Genomic DNA, 19,715 nt, shown 5'->3' with positions numbered 1-19,715 from the left:
GAGGGGTTGGCGCGGGCGAGTGTCCGCACTCGCCACGCTCCGGCGGCAGTCCGTGTCCGGCCTTGGGCGAAGGCGACGAGTCGGTCCTCGGCCCGCTGCCGGCCTTGTAGGCCGCCTGGGCGGTCGTCCGGTGGCAGTCCGCCCAGTCCGCCACGGCCTGACCGTCCAGCCGGGTGGCGCCGATCAGGTCCGCCTCGGTCCGACTCAGGACTTTCGTCGCGGACCGCCCGTGCCGAGGCCTGGTTCGGGTGGGCCCAGGGGCAGTGCGGCGGTGTCGAGTGGAACCCGGGTGCGATCGGTACCGATGCCTGCAGGCCTCGCTGAGCGTGGCGTACCCGTGCGGTAGGCCGTCCCACCGCAGCCGCACCGGCACCCAGGCCGCCCCATGGTTATGGTGGCCAGCGCTTGGAGGAAGTCGGCCAGCACCTCGCCCTGCACGTCGCCACGGCCGCGGCGCCCACGTCTACGCAGGCTGGCGTCCGGGCTGATCCCTCCTGGCGCGCACGGCGCACAAGGCGTGCCCGCACGGCATCCCGGGTGCGGCGCGGGCAGCGGCCTGCAGTAGTCGCCGCCGCACCTCATCGAGCGTCATCGGCCGGTAGCCAGTCCGGCGAAGGGCCGTCCGTCCAGGCATCGCGGCCTCCCGTCAACGTCATGAAGCAGTCCCGGCGAGCTCCAACGACGGTGCGTCTTCCGGGCATTGAGTCCGCCGTGTTGCACCGGCGGGCCGTCCTTGACTCGTGTCGGTTGCCTTCTTGGAGGGCGAAGAAGTTATGGGGTGAGGCAAACCGGGACGCCGACAAGGAACGACCAAGAAGGAGCCATTTGGCGCGCCGCCGGAACAACGGTCCCTGTGATGCTTGACATCCTCCCCCTCTTAAAAGAGGGGGATTCCAACCCATACGAGCTGAGGTTCACGAACGCTCGACCGCTTGGTGGGCGGTGTCGTCCCTCCGGCACCGGCTGTTCGCCGGGGGCGGGGGATCCCGCCCTGTCCTGCCGCGACGTTGGTTGCTGCGTTGGTGTCCGCGTTGCAGGTGAAGCCGCAGGAGGAACAGACGAACTCGGCTTGGCTCTTGCGCGAGTTCTTGTCGATCCATCCGCAGGCGCTGCACCGCAGACTGGTGTAGGGGGCGGGAACGTCTTCGACCCGGCCGGGGGCTTTATGCTCGGTACGCTGCCGAAGCAGGCCCCAGCCCTGGGCGAGGATCGACCGGTTCAGGCCGGACTTCTGCGCCACGTTCTTGCCGGGCTGCTCGACGGTCCCCTTCGCGGAGCGGGTCATGTTCTTGATGTTCAGCTTCTCGAACCGGATCAGGTCGAAGCTGCGGGCGAACGTGGTGCTGGTCTTCTCGCACCAGTCCTTACGCCGGTTCGCCTCCCTGGCCTTGAGCTTGGCGACCTTCGCGTACTCGGCCCTCTTCCGGTCGCTGCCCTTCGGGGCGCGGGCGGCGCGCCGCTGGTGCTTTCGGATCTGCGCCCGCTCCCTGACGGTGAACTGCGGGCAGTTCAGCCTGCGGCCGTCCGACAGGGCGGCCGTGATCGTCACGCCCCTGTCGATGCCGATGACCTCGCCCGTGCCGGGCGCGGGAATCGGCCCCGGGATGACAGCGAAGGCAATGTGCCACTGGTCGTTGCGGAAGGTAACCCGGAACGTCTTCGCGTCGGGGAGCTTCGCGCCGTTGCCCTTGAGGCTGAGGCGGAACCGCACCCAGCCACAGCCGGGCACCTTGACCTGCGCCCACCGGCGGTTGAGCTTCCGCACCACGACGGAGCGGCCCATGACCTGCTTCCCCTTGGCGTTCAGCCTCGGTGAGCCGTCCTCGTTGTGTTCGGGTACGCGGTCGGTGCCGATGACGCGGAAGCCCTCATGCCAAAACCTCTTGCGCCAGGTCGGCTCACCGAACCCGGACGTGAAACGCGCGGACTTGGCCTTGGCGAAATCCTTGAGCGCCTGCTGCTGCACATCCGCGTTCCCGGCGCCCAGCCACTCGTTCTCCCGCCTGGCCTCGGTCAGCTGACGGCACTGCTCCGCGAAACCGGGAGCGGACTTGCGCCATCTGCGCCAGTGCGAGTGCTGTTCGACGGCGAGGTTCCACACATACCGGGCGTGCGCGCAGTGCAGCAGCATCTGCTGCTCCTGCTCGCTCGTGGGGTACATCCGAAACCTCGACACGGCCCCATTTTAGGGCCACACTCACCGTGTGATCAAGCTGAACCTTCGACTTCCTGACGACCTGTACGACGCCGCCAAGGCGCTTGCCGCAGCCGACGACCGCTCCCTGAACTCATGGCTGGTCGCCGTAGTGCGGCGTGCCGTGGAAGCCTCCGGTACGCCGGATCGCCCTGGCGGCGATCCGGCCGCCCCTGCCCCGCTACGCGGGAGCGGGCATTCACCCCGGCCCTAAAGGACCGGGCACCCTGCCCGGAAAGAGAGGTGGATTTGGTGATCTTTAGCTCCGGCGTAGTAGTGGCATAGCTGTGATCTAGCCGCTGGGTGGTAGCAGCGATGCGTGCGTTGGGAATCGGGGCGCAGCGTTGTGTCCAAAACGGTGGGAGTCGACGGCCTTTATAGATGGGGGCGGGTAAGTCGGTCGGCCCTGGTTCGCGTGGCCCGACGGCGAAGGGGGCCTCATGCCGCAGGCTGGCTGTGGCGCTTGGGTGATGGCTCTGCCGACCAAGACCTGCAGCCGCGTCCGTTGGACCGTAGCAACTCGTCAATGTCATCCAACCGAGAGAAGCGAGACGGTGGCCTGGCCCGGACCGAGACGAGATCGAGCAAGTCTCGCGGGCGGGAGACGCAGAGGGCCGGGACGAGACACGTCCAGTGTCAGGAAGGAGAACGAGAACGGTCGAGAGTCTTGCAAAGGATGGCGAAGGGTGACGCAGAATCGGTCGGCAACCGCAAGACGGTCACTGACACCGACCCGAACATCGGCCTCCGGCGGACCGGCTTGGGCAGGCCCGCCCGAGCGGATACCGGACGGCGCAATCGCGACGGTGGGGTGTCTGCGCCTCGCGGCGCCGCGCATCTGCGCGGATCGGCGTGCGGCCGCACAGGGGACGGCTGCCCGCTTGATGTGTCAGCTGCGGACGAGGAGACCCGTGAGTAGTACGTGCAACGCCTGGTGCAGGGCGTCTGGGAAGTTCGAGTCCATGAATGCGAGGCTCGGGTCGGCGTCGTAGACGGCGCGCACCGCGGGGGCGGGGTGTGTGTGGGTCCACAGGCCGCAGATCAGGACGATGATCAGGTTGGCGCCCTGTTCGGAACGCGGTTGATCGAGCTCGGGGAACAGGCGCCGCAGCAACTCGGCCAGTCCGAGCAGGCTGTCGCGGGCGCCTTCCTTGTGTCGGGTCGCGACCTCGATGGAGATGTTGCGCTCCAGTACGCCGGCCTGCGCACTGAGCAGTTCACACAGCATCGGTCGGGCAGCGAACGACGCGGCCAGCCCGGATGCCGCGGCTTCGATCCTGGCGTCCAGGGGGCCGGGTGCGTCCACCAGCGAGCCAAGCTCCTCGCCCGCTTCGGTCAGGAAGTCGCGGGCGCTCTGGTCGAGCAGGTCGAGCAGCACGGCTTCACGTGTTTCGAAGTAGCGCAGCACGTTGGACTTGGCGAGCCCGACGCGGCGGCTCAGCTCGTTGAGGCTCAGTGCGGAGACCGGCATCTCGGCGAGCATCGCTGCGGCGGTCTGCAGGATGCTCTGCCGTCGCACCGAGCGTTGTTCCTCGCTCCTTGCCCGCTGGAAGCTGGTCATGCCCGGAGTCTACAGACTGGCGGTCTCTTGATTACAGACTGCCGGTCTCTTGTGTTCAGACCGGCGGTCTCTTATGTTGATGGCAGCGCGAAGCGGCGGCAGAAGCCGCCCACCATCCGGCCGACGGCCCGCACACCTGGCCTGACACGAACAAGGGAACTTCCATGTCGAACAAGGTTGCACTGGTCACCGGAGCCTCCTCCGGTATCGGTGAGTCCACCGCACTCCGGTTGCAGAAGGCGGGATTCGTCGTTTACGGCGCCGCTCGCCGCGTCGACCGCATGGGCGCGCTCGCCGCCGCGGGCGTACGCACCCTGGCCCTGGACGTCACCGACGGCACCTCGGCGAAGCACGCGATCGGCAGGATCATCGAAGAGGAGGGGCGTATCGACGTCTTGGTCAACAACGCCGGTTACGGGTCGTACGGCGCTCTGGAGGACGTACCCCTGGACGAGGCCCGAGCCCAGATCGACGTCAACCTCTTCGGCCTGGCCCACCTCACCCAACTCGTGCTGCCCCACATGCGCACCCAGCGCGGCGGCACGATCGTCAACATCAGCTCCATGGGCGGGCGCTTCGCCACCCCGATGGGCGCCTGGTACCACGCCAGCAAGTTCGCCGTGGAAGGGCTCAGCGACGCGCTCCGGCTCGAACTGAAGCGGTTCGACATCAACGTCGTCCTCGTCGAGCCCGGCTCGATCCATACCGAGTGGGGCGGAATCGCAGCCGACAAGCTGCGCTCCACCTCCGGTCACGGTCCCTACGCCGAGCAGGCCAAGGCCATGGCGAAGTCCCTGGAAAGCAGCTCCCAGGAGGGGGCCCGGATGACCTCTCCTCCTTCCGTGATCGCGGACGCGGTGACCAAGGCCGCCACGACCCGCCGCCCGCGCATCCGCTACCGCGTCGGCTTCGGCGCCCGCCCCCTGATCCTGCTCAGCCGGCTCCTGCCCGCCCGCGCCTTCGACGCCCTCATCAAGCGAGGCTCCGGCGTACCGGCCTGACTCCCAGCCCGCAAGGGCGGGGCCCTGGTGTCCAGTCCCGTCGAGCCTCGTCCTCAAGCCCTGTTCGTGCTGTCAGTGGGTGTTCTGCGAGAGGTCGGCGGCTCTCGTTGCGCTTGAGGGCAGGGTGTCCGGTTCCGGGACTTCACGGTCGGCCGGTGGTGCGGTCTGCACCGAGCGCACCGTGGAACGGCTGGAGACCACCCGCGAGACCGCGCTGGACCTGGCTGCCGAGGACGGCGGCCCACCGCCCCAGCCGCTGCCGCCCGGCTATCGCGAGATCCTGGCCCTCTTCGAGCAGAACGGGGACGGGCTGCGCGCCGGGGACGTTTGTCGCACCCTCGGCACCGGCACCGAGCCGCGGCACACCGAAGGCATGCGGGCCAAGCTGAAACGCCTGGTCAGCCGCGGTATCCGCACCGAACCCGAACCCGAGCCCGGCCTCTTCACCCTGCCACGGCCTACTCGACCCGTCCCGCAGCTCGCCTCAACCTGGAACCCGGCGAAACGCTCGCAGAAAGCCTCTCAGGTAAGCGGATCGCGAGGCTGCGGCGTATAGGGGGTGTGAAGCAGCTGGAGTTCAAGGAGTTCTACCAAGCCAGCCAGAACGTATGCCTGCGGGCGGTCCTGGCGAGCGTGGGTGATCGGCAGCTGGCCGAGGATCTGGTCGCCGAGGCGTTCACTCGGGCCTGGATGGCGTGGCCGAAGGTCAGCCGCCATCCGGCGCCGCGTGCATGGATCGTGCGTACGGCGCTCAACACCCGGGTCTCGTGGTGGCGTCGGCGGCGACGGGAAGTCCCGCTGGACGGCGCTCCCGACATCGCGGCCGGCACGGTCAGTGACCCCGGTCTGGACCCCGCGCTGCTGGCCGTGCTGCGTCAACTGCCGCAGCGGCAGCGGGAAGTGATCGCATACCGGGTCTTCCTCGACCTCGACACCGAGGCCGCCGCCAAGGTGCTCGGGATCGCCCCGGGAACCGTCACCGCCCACCTGTCGCGGGCCGTTGCGACACTGCGCGGCCACCTCGTCACCGTAGACAAGCCGGAGGTTGGGCAATGAGTGACTACGACATGGACGTACTGGACGCGCTGAAGGATTCGCTGGGCGGCATCACCATGGACACCCCGGTGGAGCAGATCGAGGCCGCGGGCCGGGCGCGCCGGCGTCGACGCCGCATCGTGGGCATGACGGCGGGCGTCGCGGCAGCCGCGGGGCTTGCGCTCGGCGTCCCCACGCACGGCAACCCGTCGACCGCACCGCCCACGGCGGGCGACAGCACCGGGGCCGGCGCCGTGCACATCCGCACGGCGGCGTACACCGTGGACACCAAGAACGACGGCACGGTCCATGCGACCTTCGACAAGCAGCGGTACTTCAAGGACCATGCGGGCCTGCAGGCCGCACTGCGCAAGGCCGGCTTCCCGGTGCTCATCAAAGAGGGCGAGTTCTGCAAGGGGCCGCAGGACAACGGAACGCTCGACCCGAGCGGCGTAGGGCCCGGGGTCAGGAACGTCATGAAGGGCGTGCGGGGAGACGACGGGAGGGTCACCTTCGTCTTCACCCCCTCGGCGATGCCGGCCGGGACTCAGCTGTTCATCGGCTTCCTGAACGAGGCCCAACTGGCCTCCGTGAACGGGAATCCGGGATCCGTCGAGCGCCTGGTGCCCACGGGAGTACCGCTGACGTGCACCACAGAGGCGCCGCCGGCCGACCCGCGCTCGTAGCGGAACATCGCGTCGGCCGGAGGGGGAGGAGGCGAGGGGCAGTCGGCTGAGGCCGCTGCCCCTCGCCTGTGCCCTGCCGAATGCAGGAGAACATCCAGCGGCCAAGCAGACCCTGTCTCGTGCCCGGCCCGGTCACCGCGCCTCGGGCCGACTCTCCACGTTCGCATGGCTGCATGGCTTCCGGCGCCTGCGTGTGCGCTGGGAACGCAAGGTTGATATCCACCTAGCCTTCCTCAACCTCGCCTGCTGCCTGATCACCCTGCGCCAGATCCGCTCACTGTGTCAGCCGACCTGGGTGAGAACTCGGCCGTTCGCCCGAAGCTGTCGTCCCCCGCGCTGCCAGAACGCCGATCCTCCCTGGTTTCGGGGTTCCATGGCCCGTATGACCAGGCTGAGCACCCTGGCGCAGCTGCGCCGAATCTCTCACCGCGGCGCACGTCACGGAAGCCAAAGGCGGGCAGGACGTCCTCGCACGGGCGACCATACGGAGGGAAACCGCCTGCAGTGGGCGGCGCTGGCTGCGGCATCGCTACCAGGGATCGCAGCCCTTGCCGCCTTGTTGTTCACCTGGGTTTCGGTCGAGCAGTCCGGCGAACAGTTGCGGATCGCCGAGCGTGGGCAGGTCACCGGCCGGTTCAATGCAGCAATCGGCAACCTCTCCTCGTCGGCCGTGGACGTCCGCCTCGGCGGCATCTACGGCCTGGAGCGCCTCATGCGAGATTCGCCGCACGACCACCCCACCATCGTCACCCTGCTGACGGCATACGTCCGTGAGCACACTCACGGGCAGGTGAGCGGCTCAGCCGATGCCCGCCCTGCCACGGACGTCCAGGCGGCCATGACGGTACTGGCCAACCGGGATCCCACGCGTGACGGCCGCGGCGACTTCAACCTGCGCAACGTTCGCCTGCGCAACCTGGACTACATGGGGATGTGGGACCGGGCCCGCCAACGCGTGATCGGTATCAATTTCCATGACGCCGACTTCAGCGACGCAGACCTGCGCAGCGCGGACTTGGAACATGCCCATCTGGCCGGGGCGGTCATGGCGGGCACGCTTCTGCAGGAAGCAACTCTGAACCAGGCTGAGTTGACGGACGCCGACCTGACTGATGCCAACCTGAATCGGTCGCACCTCGCGCGCGCCACCCTGAGGCGGATCCAGGCGGCGAGGGCGCACTTCGACGAAACGGACCTAAAAGGAGCCGCATTGGAGGATGCCCGTCTGCAGCGGGCCAGTCTCGTCCGCGCCAGCCTGCCCAACGCCATCCTGCGCGGAGCGGACTTGAGGGGGGTCGATCTCCGCGACGCGGACTTCAAGGGAGCGGACCTGAGTGGCGCCGATTTTAGAGGCGCGAAGAACCTGTCGACCGCGGACTTCGAAGGTACGGTCCGCAAGGGCACCCGAGGGTTGCCTTCGTAACAACAGCCGGACTTCCACCAGCTCGACTCATTGTGTTAGCCGTTCCAAGACAGATGGATCCGATGGGGCGGGAAGTCCTCGGCTCGTGATCGACGCGCTCAGGTCCGGGATGTGTGACGTATCATTTAACTACGTGTCATGTGACGAGAGGGCAGTCGATGCGGAACAGGCAGATGCGATGAAGCCCGGCGAGGAGCTCCGCTACCTCATCCTTGCTGCGCAGCGCGAGGGCAACCGTCGGCTGGCCCGGGCGCTGCGGCCGTTGGAGGTGACTCCGTCCCAGGCGGAGGTGCTCAGCCTGCTGGCCGACCGGCAGCCGTTGACCTTGAGCGGGCTGGGGGAATTGCTGGTGTGCGAGTCGGGCACGAACCCCAGCCGCCTCGTCGACCGTTTGGTGCGTGCCGGGCTGGTCCTGCGCGTCGAGGACGCGCAGGACCGGCGGCATGTCGAGCTCACGCTCACCTCCGCCGGCCGGCTCGCCGCGACGGAGATCGCCGATATCGAGAAGGACGTCCACCGGTGGATCGAGGCCGCCGCCCACGGACACGACCTCGAGGCCGTGAACGCATTCCTGCGCGACCTCGTGGCCGATCAGCCTTCCGGCCGTGCCGTGGCCCGCCGGGTCGAGTCGGCCGCCGCGCTATAGCGAGCGAGTCGCTCGAGCCGCAACTCGGCGACTGTCCGGAAGGCGGGTTCCAGGAGGGAGGCGAGCGGGCCGTGATGGGTGAAGCCGTGGCTGACCATCACCCCTCGCTTGCCGGGCTGGAGTTGCCAGTTGCCGTCCTCCGCGAAGCCGGGGATCTGCCAGCGCATGGCGATGGACAGGGGGCCCGTCTCGTCGTAGGTGAGGCGACCGGGCAACCCGCGTACGTTGATCGCGTACGTGTCACCCGGCCTGGCCGTGGTCGGGCCGTGCACGCGGCGAAACGCCGGGTTCCAGGCAGGCAGGGCCAGCGGATCGAGCAGGGCGTCCAGCACGCGGTGGACCGGGACTTCGATGACGCGGCTGGCATGCCGGGTGTGAGTCGTGAGGGGGTCATCAGAGGGCGTCATGCGTGTCCCTCTCCTGGGCGAGCGTGGCGGCCAGACTTGGCGCCGCGCCCGGGTCGTGTGCCGCCAGCACGACGAGACCCGGCAGCCTGGCGCGCAGGGCGTTCACCTTGTGCACGGCCTCGGACATCTGCTTCTTGTCCCCTACGCCGGGGAGTTTGCCGGCCGAGAGCAGCTCGGCGTCGTACGTGAGATCGCCGACCAGCAGCAGGGGTGCCCGGCCGGGGCGTCGTACGAGCAGTGACAGGGATCCGGGTGTGTGGCCGGGCGTGGGTAGCAGGACGAGGCTGCCGTCGCCGTAGAGGTCGTGCCCGTCGGTGAAGGGCGCCAGCGCCGGGTCCGCCAGTGGTTCGTGGGTGATCCGATTCCACCGCAGTCCGGGCAGGTCGATGTGCGACCGCAGGAACCCGCGCGCCTCGGGCATCGGCCCGCTCAGTGCCTGCCACTCGTCCCGGCTGACGACGACGTCCGCGCCGCCCAGCACCGGAAGCCCGCCGATGTGATCCTGGTGGAGGTGGGAGATCACCGCCGTCCGCACGTCGCCGGTGCGATAGCCCAGGCCGGTGAGCCCTGCGGTGAGCGTCTGGGCCGGGCCGATCTCGAACTTCGCCAGCCTGGAGTAGATCAGCCCGTTGGGACCGCCCGGGAAGTAGCCCGGATCCGTCACGGAGGCCCGGTCCTGGCCGGTATCGAAGAGCACCACGCCCTCCCGGTGCTCGATGACGTACGCGTTGATCGGCCGGGGGGCGGTCCACCGGCGCGACGTGAACAGCCACACGTAGAGGTTCTTCCGGGTGGGGCCCACGTGTTCGGGGCGGATCGCCACTGATCCGGTACTGATCACGGCGACTCTCGAGATGGGGTCTGCCGACGGCATGTCGACCTCCTGAAATTGATGTCGTGTCATTAGGTTACACGACATATAGTGGCCTTCATAGAGGCCAACCACGGCGTCGATCAAGGCGGCAAGATCTCGGCCTCCGTCCGTGCCGTCCTGGGAACACGCGCTAGCGCGACGCGGCCTCCACGGCTTTGACGATCAGGTCGTGGATGGGGCGGGGGGCCGTCGGCAGGAGGGTGGGCAAGTCTGATGCGTGGGCTTCCAGGAGGCCCGCGTTCGTATTGGCGAAGAGGGAGAGGGTGTGGGTGATCTGGTACGGCTCCAGAGGGCTTCCGTCCAGAGCGGTGCGGGTTTCGGAGAGGGAGAGGGTGCGGTACTCGACCGGGCGGCCGAGCCCATTGGCCAGCGCCTCCGCGATGTCGACGCCGCCGATCGCGGTGACTCCCTCGAGTTCGTACGTCTTGTGCGAGTGACGGCTGCTGCCGTCCGCTGTCAGGTCTCGCTGAGTCTCGGCCGCGACGCGTACGGCGACGTCCGCGAGGTCCTGCCGGGCCACGACCGATACCCGGCCGGCGCCCAGGGCGGCTGTGAAGACCCCGGTTTCGGCCGCCGGGCCGGCGGACTGAGCGGCGAGGTCCACCGGTACCCCCTCGGCGTAGAGGCCGTTGCGCAGGATCGTGACGTCGAAGGGCGCGGCGGCCAGGCGGGTCTCAGTCCAGCGGTGCGGGAGGGCGATGGTCATCAGATCGCCGGAGCCGGCGAGGCTGGTGTAGATGACGTGCCGTACGCCTGCGGAGGCGGCCGCGTCGGCCACCGCGCCGTGGCGAGCGAGCACGACATCGTCTTCGGCGTATCCCGCCGACACGAACACCAACACGTCCACGCCCTGGAAGCCCTCGGCCAGGGTTGCCGGTTCGTCGAAGTCGACACGTCGTGCCGTCGTGCCGTCGCTGGAACGGGTGCCCGCCACCACCTCGAGGTCGTCGAGCGCGGACAGCCCGTCCAAGATCAAGCCGCCCAGGGCTCCGGATACACCCGTCACGAGAATCATTGGGACGCTCCCTGTGTTGATGTCGGCGGAGACACATCCGAAGCATCCGCAGGTACGGGCGGGTTCGTAAGGAGGCACTTCTATGTCAGTCGCGAACACGGCCGTAACCTCCCAGGTCAACGGCTCCGTTCCCGACGGGCCGTGTGGCGACGACGACTGCGGTATCCGCGATGTCCTCGACCGGCTCGGCGACAAGTGGACGGTGCTGGTCGTGGTGGAGCTGTCGAAGGGCGTGCGGCGCTTCCGCGAGCTGCAGCGGGCGATTCCGGGCATCTCACAGCGGATGCTGACGCTGACCGCGAAGCGGTTGTGCCGGGACGGGCTGGTCGAGCGCAGGGCCTACCCGACGATCCCGCCGCAGGTCGACTACCGGCTCACTGAGATGGGGCGCAGCCTCGCGGACACCGTCTTCCGCCTGGCCGACTGGTCCCGCGACCACAAGAGCGCGATCGCCGCAGCCCGCAGCACCTGGGACACCGAACACGCCAACGAGGGGACGGTCCTCCGGTGACCCCGTCGGCACACGGGCTTCGGCCTCGACCCGCTTGTCGCCCGGGCACAGATCGCGGATCACGCTGACGAGCCCGGTCTTCCAGTGCTCGGTATGCAGCATCGTCGGCGTCGACGATCTCGGACCGCGACCCGAGGCGCTTTTCCCCTTCGGCCCGAGCAGCGTCCCGGACAGCAGCGGTAAGACGATTGTTGTGCAAAACGAGCACCCAGCGTTTGTCGTCCACGATCCACGGCCGGGATCCCACACCTCACGAACGGGGGAATCGTCGTACTGGTCACGCCCGACCAGCACACTTCAACAAGATCGTGTTACGAGCTCATAGCCGCACACCGGCTGAGACGCATGGGCGCGTCGGGAGCCCTGGCGGTGGCCGGGGTGGCCGCGTCTGCCTCCTAGGTGCATCAACTACGCGTTCGCGCCACAGGACGGCGCGGACCGGGCGAGCGCCGACATCCGGCCCTTGTCCGCGGACGGGACTGCTCCTGGCAACTGCCGCGTTGCTGACGCGGCCCCGACCGACCGCCGCTTCCGTTGGACCGGAGGGCCGGCTTCCTGGAGGGAGATCGGCGTCTCCCTCGTCGCGAAATGGTTGCGGCGTTGAGTCGACCTTCTCCACCGTCCGGCTGCGGACCAAGGTCACCCGCGGCGCCGGCTCCCGCACCGCCGCCCTGGCCATGGTCTTCAAGCTCGTCGAGGTGGCCCAGCAGCGGTGGCGGGCCGTGAATACGCCCCACCTCGTCGCCCTCGTCCGCGCCCGAGCCCGCTTCGAACGCGGACACCTCGCCGAACGCCCCGAAGCCCACGCGGCCTGACACACCTCAATCGACCCTGTGTCCGTGCCGACGATTAGTCTTCGGCAGCATGCGCGAGTCGGGAGGGGCAGTCTTGGCTGAGGATCCGATCGACCTGATCCGCCTGGAGGGGAATGGCAATAGCGTCATTCTCCGGATCACGGGGAAGGAGGAGCGCAAGCCTCCCACCGAGGCCAATGCCCTGGTCGGAGAGTTCGTGGTCGATACGCCCTTCGTCCGTGGCACCCTCAAGACGTGGCTCTTCCCTGAGGACCTGCGGCAGTGGCAGCAGGCTCTGGACTCGCTCGACGCGGGCCAGGACATCGCCTGGCGCGAGGGAAAACGCGCCCCGTGGCTGTTCATCGAACTCGACGAAGACGACGACCGGTGCCAGGTCACGATCAAGGACTACTCCATGTCCCTGACGACGGTGACGGTCACCGTTCCCCTGGCCGACGCCTGGTTCGACGACGCGTACCGACGCCTGGACTTGGTCTGGGGGGCCTGGTCCATGACCGAAGACTGAACCATGGCCGACGAACCAACCCGCTCAGATCCCGGCAGTTGAGCGGCTCGTGACGGTGCTGCACCCGCCTGCCGATCACGGAGAAACGCATCGGCCATCGTCCGTCCCTCCAGGCGGCCTCGGCCATCCGGATCCTCTCGGGGAGCCACACCCGTGCCCGACCGCGGGACCTACCAGCAGCGCAACAGCGACGAGCGGCGCATGACCCGCCTCTACTTGGCCCTCACCAGCCCGGCGTCATACGCCATGATCACAGCCTGGATGCGGTCCCGGGCTCCGATCTTCGCCAAGACGCGGCCCACGTGCTTCTTCACCGTCGACTCCGTCAGGACCAGCCGCTCCGCGATCTCCGTGTTCGTCCAGCCCTGGCCGATCGCGATCAGGACCTCTCGTTCGCGGTCGCTGAGGGAATGGAGGCGGGGGTCCTCTTCCGCGGGGGTGTCGGACGGGGCCAGGACCTGGTGGGCGTAGGCGTCCAGGAGGCGGCGGGTCAGGCTCGGGGCCACTACCGCGTCGCCCGTTGCCACCGCGTGGATGCCTGCCACCAGTTCCTCCGGGCGGGCGTCCTTGAGGAGGAAGCCGCTCGCGCCTGCCCGTAGGCCCTCGTAGGCGTACTCGTCGAGGTCGAACGTCGTCACGATCAGGACTCTCGTGCGGCCGCCCGTTGCGATGATGCGGCGGGTTGCTTCCAGGCCGTCCATGCCGGGCATGCGGATGTCCATCAGGACCACGTCGGGGCGGAGTTCGGCGGCCAGGCGGACCGCTTCGGCTCCGTGTGCCGCCTCGCCGACCGGGGTCAGGCCGGGGGTGCCCTCCAGCAGCATGCGGAAGCCCATGCGTTGCAGGGGCTGGTCGTCGGCGATCAGCACGGTGGTCATCGCTTGGGGTCTCCTGGGGGCGGGGGGTCCGTTGAGGCGTCCAGGGATACGTCCACCAGCCAGCCGTTTCCCGTGTCGCGCGGGCCGATGGTGACCTCGCCGCCGTACATCGCCGCCCGTTGGCGCACGCCCACCAAGCCGTGCCCGGGGGCGGCAGTCTGTGTTTCCGTCGGCGTTTGTACCGTCGGTGGTGTTCCTGTGTCTGCGATGCGGATGTGGACCCTGCCGGTCTCGGAGGTCACCGACACCTCGGCCGTCGCGCCCTGGCCTCCGTGTTTGAGGGTGTTCGTCAGCGACTCCTGGACGATGCGGTAGATCGTGAGCTGGACGCCGCTGCTCAGGGTGTCGAGGTTGCCCACCGTCCGGTACGCCACCGGTAGGCCCGCCGCGCGGACCCTTGTCAGGAGCGGGTCCAGGTCGGGGATTCCCGGTTGGGGGTTCAGGGGGCGTTCGGCGGGCTGGTTCTCGCGTAGGACGCCCAGGACTCGGCGCAGTTCGCTCATCGCCTGGCGGCCCGTGTCGGCGAGGATGCGCAGGGCCTCGGCGGACTGTTCGCCCCGGTTGGTGGCCAGGGTTGCGGCGCCGTCGGCGACGCTGACCATGACCGAGAGGTTGTGGCCGACGATGTCGTGCATCTCGCGGGCCACCCGGGCCCGCTCGGCCGCGGCGGTGAGTTGGACGCGCTGGTCGCGTTCGATCTCCAGGCGGGCGGCGCGGTCCTCCAGCGCGGCCAGGTACATACGGCGGATGCGGAGCGTCAGGCCTGTGGCCATGGCCGCCATCGTCGTGCCGAAGAGGAAGAAGAGGCCCAGGAGCGGGTTTTGTACGGGCACCAGGACGCAGATGGCCAGGGTCAGGCCGGCGAATGTCAGCGCCGCCGCCCAGCCCAGCAGCCGCAGCGAACCCCGCGAGGCCAGGGTGTACAGGGCGACCAGTCCTGCGATGCCGGCCTGCTGCCACACGCCCAGCGACCACTGGACGAGGGACACGGAGAGGATCACGAAGTACGTGACCGCGGGGGCCTTTCGGCGCCACCACAGCGGCACGACGAGTGCCGCGGCGAAGGCGATCAGGACGACGGTCGGGTAGTCGGCGCGGGTGCTGGCCTCCCCGAAGGGGCCGTGGGTCTGGCGGGTGAGCAGGTCCGGGAGGCTGATCAGGGCGACGATCAGTACGACGGCCGTGTCGAAGAGCCACGGATGTCTCCGGTCCAGCTGGCGTCGGTGGTTCTGGCCGCGCAGCATGCTGTCCAGGACCGGGTGCGATGCCCAGGCTGCGTCGAGCCCGGGGGACGGTGCTCCCGCCGTCCCCCGGGACGCGTCCGCGGCGGCCGCCGCGCGTTCCGGACTCATGGACTCCATTGTCCCCGTCCCAGAGGTCACGTGTCCCCGTCCTAGCAGGTCACGCGTCCGAGCGGACCAACCGGACCGCCGCTCCGATCAGCGCCAGCGCCACCCAGCCGCCGAACACCGCCAGCCCTGCCCCCGGCGACAGCGCGTCCGAGGACTGGTGCAGGGCGTAGACCGCCGAGCCCGCGTTGCTGGGGAAGTACGGGTTCATCGTGTCGTACCAGGAATCCGGCAGCAGCGAGGCCAGACCCGGGAGGATCAGGAGCACACCGACCAGGACCGCGATGGCCCCGGCCGAGGAGCGCAGCAGGACGCCCAGGGCCACGCCGAAGACGGCCACCAGGCCGAGGTAGACCCCGGCGCCCGCCAGGCTGCGCAGCACGCCGTCGTCACCCAAAGACAGCGCGATCTTCTCGCCGTCCAGGCCCAGCTTGCCGAGCTGGAATGCCGCCAGCGCGGCGATCGTCGACAGGACCAGGACGATGGGGCCGATCACGGCCGCCTTCGACCACAGCACCGGCAGCCGGCGCGGCACCGCCGCGAGCGTGGAGCGGATCATGCCGGTGGTGTACTCGCCCGCCGACAGCAGCACCCCCAGCACACCCACCGCCAGCGACGCGAAGGTCACGCCGGTCAGGGCCAGGCTGACCGCGTCGCTGTCGCCGGAGCCCGGTCCGGGCGGGCCGCCCGTCGCGGTGGCGTCGGGGCTGTAGGTGGCGGCGGCGATCGCGCCGAAGGCGATCAGCAGTACGACAGCGACGGCCAGGGTGATCCAACTGGAGCGCAGCGTCCAGAACTTGGCCCACTCCGAGCGCAGCACCCGCGGGCCGGTCACCTTGTAGGTGGTACGGGCAGGGGCGGGCACGGGGGCAAGGTCGGTGACGGTCATCAGGCGGCCTTTCGTTCAGCAGTGGCGTGTGCGGTGTCGGCAGGTCCGCTCTGGTACTCGACGACATCGCGGGTGAGCTCCATGAAGGCCGCCTCCAACGACACCGACTGCGGGGTGAGTTCGTACAGCGGCACCCCGTGCTGGGCCGCGATCGCCCCGATCTCGCGGGCGTCGCGTCCCGCCACCAGGAGTTCCTCTGCGGAGGAGGAGGTGATCGTGACGTCGGGGGCGGCCAGCAGCGAGCGCAGCCTTGCCGGCTCCGTCGTGGCGACCTTCACGCCTCCGCCGCCCGCCTCCCGGGTGAAGTCGTCGACCGTGGTGTCCGCGAGCAGCCGGCCGCGGCCGATGATCACCAGGTGGTCGGCGATCAGGGCGGTCTCGCTCATCAGGTGCGAGGAGAGCATCACCGCGCGGCCCTCGTCGGCCAGGCCGCGCAGCAGGTTGCGTACCCACAACACGCCTTCCGGATCAAGGCCGTTGACCGGTTCGTCGAGCATGACGATCGCCGGGTCGCCCAGCAGGGCGGAGGCGATGCCCAGGCGCTGGCCCATGCCCAGGGAGAAGGCGCCGACGCGCTTGCCGGCCACGCTGGTCAGACCGGCCAGCTCGATGACCTCCTCCACCCGGCCGCGCGGAATGCCGTGGCTGTGTGCGAGCGCCATCAGGTGGTTGAACGCGCTGCGCCCGGGGTGGACGGACTTGGCCTCCAGCAGGGTGCCGATCTCCTGCAACGGCGCGGCGTGCCTCGCATACGAGCGCCCGTTGACGGTGACCTTGCCCGCGGTGGGGGAGTCCAGGCCGACGATCATGCGCATCGTCGTGGACTTGCCGGCACCGTTGGGGCCCAGGAAGCCGGTCACCTCGCTCGGCTTCACGGTGAAGCTCAGATGGTCTACGACCGTCTTGTCCCCGTAGCGCTTCGTCAGCTCACTCGCTTCGATCATCGGCGTGGGCCTTCCCTGCCTCGAACCCGTCCGCGGATGCCTGGATGCGCCGCGGTGTCTGCGTTTCTGAGTTCGAAGCTAGGGGCGGGGCCAGCCGGGTTCCTGGGACCGCGGGGGAGTCTTCGGGGGCCCAGTGGTACCGCGGTACCAACGGCGCCTCATCCCGTGAGGTGACCCCGTTCCCCGCGCCCCTAAAAGATCACCCCGGGTACACGACCCCCGTCAGCCGCTGCGACTCCTGCCACAGCCGTCGCTGGACCCCGGTGTCGTGGGAGCGGGCGGTGGACTCGACGCGCTCCGGGTGACCGGTGAACTGGGTCAGGCCCGGAGGACCGTAGTAGGCGCCGCCCTCCGCCTTGGGGTCGGTGGCTGCGCGCAGGGTGCCGAGGGCGCCCATCTGCGGCGGCTGGACCAGCCAGGAGTTGAGTGGGCTCAGGCGTTGGCTCATGAGGAAGCGGGCGGGGGAGGGGAGGTCGCGGCCGAACTCGGTGCTGGCGTTGCCCGGGTGGGCGGCCAGGGCGATCGTGTCCGCTGCGGTCGTCTGCAGGCGGCGTTGCAGTTCGTACGTGAACATCAAGTTCGCGAGCTTCGCCTGGAAGTAGGCCGCCGGGGCGAGGTAGCGGCGTCGGCCGTGCAGATCCGCGAAGTTGATCCTGCCGTGGCGGTGGCCGATGCTGCTCACCGTCACGATGCGCGAGCCAGGGGTGGCCAGGAGGCGGTCCAGGAGCAGGCCCGTCAGCGCGAACGGGCCCAAGTGGTTGGTCGCCAGGGTGAGTTCGAAGCCGTCCTCGGTGACCTCGTGGCGCAGTCGTAGACCTCCCGCGTTGTTGATCAGCAGATCGATGCGGGGGTGCGAGGCGCGCAAGTCGTCGGCCGCACGGTGGACCGACGCGAGGGACGCGAGATCCAGCTCCTGGACCGCGAGCCGGGCGTCGGGCGCCGCAGCCTTGATGCGCGCCTCGGCGTCCGCCGCCCGCTCCAGGCTGCGGCACGCCAGCACCACCGTCGCGCCGCGTTCAGCGAAGACCCGCGCCGTCTCGAAGCCGAGGCCGCTGTTGGCACCTGTGATCACGACGGTCCGGCCCTGCTGGTCGGGCACGTCGGCCGCCGTCCACACAGGCCGTGCGCCGGTCAACCGCAACCCCCCGCATGTCCCTGATCCACCCCGGCCGCCGCCAGCAGCTCCGGCGGCAGATGCTGCGCCCGAATCCGCGAGACGAACGCCGGCAGCCGATCCACCCCCCAGTACTTGTCGAAGCCGTCGATGAAGTACGGCACCCCGAACACCCCGTCACGGTGCAGGAGTTCGATGGAGGCCAGGCCCTCCTCCCGTACGGCCGGGTCGGTGGCCGCCTTCTCGAACGGCTCGGGATCCAGGCCGAGTTCGGACGCCACGGCGGCCATGACCGCCGTATCGGAGATGTCCCGGCCCTGTTCCCAGCGGGCCCGGTACACCGCGTCGATGAAGCGGCGGCCGTGGCCCAGGCGGTTGGCGACCAGGTAGGCCAGGTGCGAGACCTCCCAGTGCGGTTCGGGATCCTGCGGCCAGACCATCTCGAGATCGCGCTCGCGGGCCAGCCTGCGCACGTCCTGGAGGATGTAGAGGTGCTTCTCGCGCGACATCGGCACATACGGGAGGCGGATGCCGCGCTCGGTGAGGTCCTGGGCGGTGGGCTCGTCGGGCTCCCAGAAGGGCAGCCAGTCGATGGCGTCGGCGACGTCCGGGTAACGGTCCGTCAGATCGCGGTAGGCCATCCAGGAGTACGGGCTGCGGAAGGAGAAGTACCAGCGTGGTGCGCGGCGTCGGGACATGGCGGTCAAACTCCTTTGTGCGTCGGGCAGTTCAGTGCAATCAGTGCAGTACGTCAGTGCAATCAGCGCAGTCGGTCAGTGCAGGAGGAGCAGCGCGCAGCCGACCGAGCCGGTGCGGTCCACGGACGTGATCAGGCCGACCCGGCCGGACGCCTGCGAGGGATGCGTCTCGGCGTACGCCAGCAGGGATGCCGTCTGGAAGCCGGCGGCCGCCGCTCCCGTGTCGCCGATCAGCTCGTGCGGGGCGAGGTCGACGGCCGCGGTCTCGCCGAGGACGTCCGCCACGGCGAGCAGCTCGTCGGCTCCCGCGCGGCCGGTGCTGCAGGAGCGGGCGATCGCCACGACCTGGTTCGGGTCCACCGGGGCCCGGTCCAGGGCGCGGCGCAGACAGGACGCCAGGGCGGCGCGCACGTCCTCGCCCAGCACGACGCCCAGTTCGACGGCGAGGATCTCGGCCAGCACCGGCTGGTCGCCCGCCCCGGCGGGTTCGACCAGCAGCATGGAGCTGCCCTCACCCAGCGGCAGGGAACCGGAGGCGTCCGTGTGGTGCTCCAGCCACGCGCGGGCCGGCGAGAACTCCTCCGCCGTCCCGCACAGCACACTTTGCGCATGGCCCGAAGCCAGCAGCCGGCGCGCGTAGTTGAGGGCGTGCAGGCCCGCCGCCCGGCCGCCCGCGATCGTCGTGTTGGGGCCCTTGAGCTGGTACCAGATCGCGCTCTGGCCGCTGGCGCAGTTCATCACCGTGTTGGGGAACTGCGCGGGGTCGACGAAGAACGGCTGCTCGCCGGTGAGCGAGTCGCGGGTGAAGTCCATCATGCTCTGCGCGCTGCCGGTGGTGGTGCCCAGCGCGAAGGCCGCGCCCTCCCCGGTGCCCACCCGCCGGTTGCGCTCGCTCTCGTCGAGCAGCGCGCCGACCGCGGTGACCGTCAGACCGGTGACCCGGTCCATGGAGCGGGTGCCCTTGCGGCCGAGCGCCGAGCGGACGTCGAAGCCCGGTACCAGGCAGGCGGTTGGCTCCGGAGTCTTCTCGTACGAGGGTGCCAGCGCCGCCCTGGTGTCGCGGCGCTGGCGGACGCCCTCGGTGAACGCGGCCCGGCCGACGCCGAAGGGCGAGACGGCGGACCAGGCGGTGATGACCGGGCGGCGGACCGCCGTTGCCGTAGCACTCAT

The 19,715-nt window shown here is 69.5% G+C and carries 21 protein-coding genes and 2 pseudogenes; 11 read left to right on the top strand and 12 right to left on the bottom strand.

Translation table 11 applies throughout. The features are described 5' to 3' along the window. Positions 1-877 precede the first annotated feature (877 nt). On the bottom strand, positions 878-2,176 hold the full coding sequence (locus ABZ880_RS48110; protein ID WP_361277393.1) for a transposase: 1,299 nt from the start codon (positions 2,174-2,176) through the stop codon (positions 878-880). Positions 2,177-2,204: 28 nt separating this feature from the next. Between ABZ880_RS48110 and ABZ880_RS48105 the strand changes: the two genes are divergently transcribed. Then, complete coding sequence (locus ABZ880_RS48105) at positions 2,205-2,408, top strand: Arc family DNA-binding protein (protein WP_361277392.1); 204 nt, start codon at positions 2,205-2,207, stop codon at positions 2,406-2,408. Between the two features lie 675 nt (positions 2,409-3,083). On the opposite strand, the gene ABZ880_RS48100 is transcribed toward ABZ880_RS48105, so the two are convergent. Then, positions 3,084-3,755 (bottom strand): TetR family transcriptional regulator, encoded by a 672-nt coding sequence (locus tag ABZ880_RS48100; protein ID WP_361277391.1) that lies wholly within the window; start codon positions 3,753-3,755, stop codon positions 3,084-3,086. 164 nt (positions 3,756-3,919) lie between these two features. Here ABZ880_RS48100 and ABZ880_RS48095 point away from each other — a divergent pair, with 164 nt between their 5' ends. The 7 genes and pseudogenes from ABZ880_RS48095 to ABZ880_RS48065 all read left to right on the top strand — a co-directional run bounded on the left by ABZ880_RS48095 (position 3,920) and on the right by ABZ880_RS48065 (position 8,546). Then, positions 3,920-4,756: an oxidoreductase gene (locus ABZ880_RS48095; protein ID WP_361277390.1), complete on the top strand. Its 837-nt coding sequence runs from the start codon at positions 3,920-3,922 to the stop codon at positions 4,754-4,756. A 181-nt stretch (positions 4,757-4,937) separates the two neighbouring features. Beyond that, on the top strand, positions 4,938-5,312 hold the full coding sequence (locus tag ABZ880_RS48090) for a hypothetical protein (RefSeq protein ID WP_361277389.1): 375 nt from the start codon (positions 4,938-4,940) through the stop codon (positions 5,310-5,312). Between the two features lie 5 nt (positions 5,313-5,317). Next, positions 5,318-5,812: a sigma-70 family RNA polymerase sigma factor gene (locus tag ABZ880_RS48085; RefSeq protein ID WP_361277388.1), complete on the top strand. Its 495-nt coding sequence runs from the start codon at positions 5,318-5,320 to the stop codon at positions 5,810-5,812. Further along, positions 5,809-6,477, top strand: a complete 669-nt coding sequence (locus tag ABZ880_RS48080; RefSeq protein ID WP_361277387.1) for a hypothetical protein — start codon at positions 5,809-5,811, stop codon at positions 6,475-6,477. The genes ABZ880_RS48085 and ABZ880_RS48080 overlap by 4 nt, the downstream gene beginning before the upstream one ends. A gap of 157 nt (positions 6,478-6,634) precedes the next feature. Next, a pseudogene (locus ABZ880_RS48075) lies at positions 6,635-6,733 on the top strand (IS5/IS1182 family transposase); the annotation flags it as partial. A 126-nt stretch (positions 6,734-6,859) separates the two neighbouring features. After that, complete coding sequence (locus ABZ880_RS48070) at positions 6,860-7,900, top strand: pentapeptide repeat-containing protein (RefSeq protein ID WP_361277386.1); 1,041 nt, start codon at positions 6,860-6,862, stop codon at positions 7,898-7,900. 85 nt (positions 7,901-7,985) lie between these two features. Further along, positions 7,986-8,546: a MarR family transcriptional regulator gene (locus tag ABZ880_RS48065; RefSeq protein WP_361277385.1), complete on the top strand. Its 561-nt coding sequence runs from the start codon at positions 7,986-7,988 to the stop codon at positions 8,544-8,546. Here ABZ880_RS48065 and ABZ880_RS48060 read toward each other — a convergent pair. The 3 genes from ABZ880_RS48060 to ABZ880_RS48050 all read right to left on the bottom strand — a co-directional run bounded on the left by ABZ880_RS48060 (position 8,492) and on the right by ABZ880_RS48050 (position 10,842). Beyond that, complete coding sequence (locus tag ABZ880_RS48060; protein ID WP_361277384.1) at positions 8,492-8,953, bottom strand: SRPBCC family protein; 462 nt, start codon at positions 8,951-8,953, stop codon at positions 8,492-8,494. The two genes, ABZ880_RS48065 and ABZ880_RS48060, sit on opposite strands and share 55 nt — an antisense overlap. Next, positions 8,940-9,827, bottom strand: a complete 888-nt coding sequence (locus ABZ880_RS48055; protein ID WP_361277383.1) for an N-acyl homoserine lactonase family protein — start codon at positions 9,825-9,827, stop codon at positions 8,940-8,942. Before ABZ880_RS48055 ends, ABZ880_RS48060 begins: the two co-directional genes overlap by 14 nt. Positions 9,828-9,957: 130 nt before the next feature. Next, the gene (locus tag ABZ880_RS48050) at positions 9,958-10,842 is read right to left on the bottom strand and encodes an NmrA family NAD(P)-binding protein (RefSeq protein WP_361277382.1); all 885 of its coding nucleotides are present in this window, start codon (positions 10,840-10,842) and stop codon (positions 9,958-9,960) included. A gap of 82 nt (positions 10,843-10,924) precedes the next feature. Between ABZ880_RS48050 and ABZ880_RS48045 the strand changes: the two genes are divergently transcribed. The 3 genes and pseudogenes from ABZ880_RS48045 (at position 10,925) to ABZ880_RS48035 (ending at position 12,673) form a co-directional block, all read left to right on the top strand. Continuing rightward, positions 10,925-11,353 (top strand): helix-turn-helix domain-containing protein, encoded by a 429-nt coding sequence (locus tag ABZ880_RS48045; protein WP_361277381.1) that lies wholly within the window; start codon positions 10,925-10,927, stop codon positions 11,351-11,353. A 599-nt stretch (positions 11,354-11,952) separates the two neighbouring features. Then, positions 11,953-12,168, top strand: a pseudogene (locus tag ABZ880_RS48040) (IS256 family transposase); the annotation flags it as partial. A gap of 49 nt (positions 12,169-12,217) precedes the next feature. After that, positions 12,218-12,673 carry a DUF5959 family protein gene (locus ABZ880_RS48035; RefSeq protein WP_361277380.1) on the top strand — a complete coding sequence of 152 codons (456 nt, stop codon included), beginning with the start codon at positions 12,218-12,220 and terminating at the stop codon, positions 12,671-12,673. Positions 12,674-12,885: 212 nt separating this feature from the next. Here ABZ880_RS48035 and ABZ880_RS48030 read toward each other — a convergent pair whose 3' ends face one another. The 7 genes from ABZ880_RS48030 to ABZ880_RS48000 form a co-directional block, all read right to left on the bottom strand. Beyond that, entirely contained in the window at positions 12,886-13,551 is a 666-nt protein-coding gene (locus tag ABZ880_RS48030; protein WP_361277379.1) for a response regulator transcription factor, read from the bottom strand. Then, entirely contained in the window at positions 13,548-14,903 is a 1,356-nt protein-coding gene (locus ABZ880_RS48025; protein ID WP_361277378.1) for a histidine kinase, read from the bottom strand. The genes ABZ880_RS48030 and ABZ880_RS48025 overlap by 4 nt, the downstream gene beginning before the upstream one ends. A gap of 49 nt (positions 14,904-14,952) precedes the next feature. Beyond that, entirely contained in the window at positions 14,953-15,789 is an 837-nt protein-coding gene (locus tag ABZ880_RS48020; protein ID WP_361277377.1) for an ABC transporter permease, read from the bottom strand. Beyond that, positions 15,789-16,733 carry an ABC transporter ATP-binding protein gene (locus ABZ880_RS48015; RefSeq protein ID WP_361277376.1) on the bottom strand — a complete coding sequence of 315 codons (945 nt, stop codon included), beginning with the start codon at positions 16,731-16,733 and terminating at the stop codon, positions 15,789-15,791. Before ABZ880_RS48015 ends, ABZ880_RS48020 begins: the two co-directional genes overlap by 1 nt. Positions 16,734-16,932: 199 nt before the next feature. After that, the gene (locus ABZ880_RS48010) at positions 16,933-17,868 is read right to left on the bottom strand and encodes an oxidoreductase (protein WP_361277375.1); all 936 of its coding nucleotides are present in this window, start codon (positions 17,866-17,868) and stop codon (positions 16,933-16,935) included. Beyond that, complete coding sequence (locus ABZ880_RS48005; RefSeq protein WP_361277374.1) at positions 17,865-18,545, bottom strand: DsbA family protein; 681 nt, start codon at positions 18,543-18,545, stop codon at positions 17,865-17,867. The genes ABZ880_RS48010 and ABZ880_RS48005 overlap by 4 nt, the downstream gene beginning before the upstream one ends. A gap of 75 nt (positions 18,546-18,620) precedes the next feature. Then, positions 18,621-19,715: a beta-ketoacyl synthase N-terminal-like domain-containing protein gene (locus ABZ880_RS48000; RefSeq protein ID WP_361277373.1), complete on the bottom strand. Its 1,095-nt coding sequence runs from the start codon at positions 19,713-19,715 to the stop codon at positions 18,621-18,623.

Source organism: Streptomyces sp. NPDC047043 (assembly GCF_040644055.1).
Lineage (GTDB): Bacteria > Actinomycetota > Actinomycetes > Streptomycetales > Streptomycetaceae > Streptomyces.
Note: the sequence above shows the minus strand (reverse complement) of the source record. Positions and strands in the feature narration are given on the sequence as shown.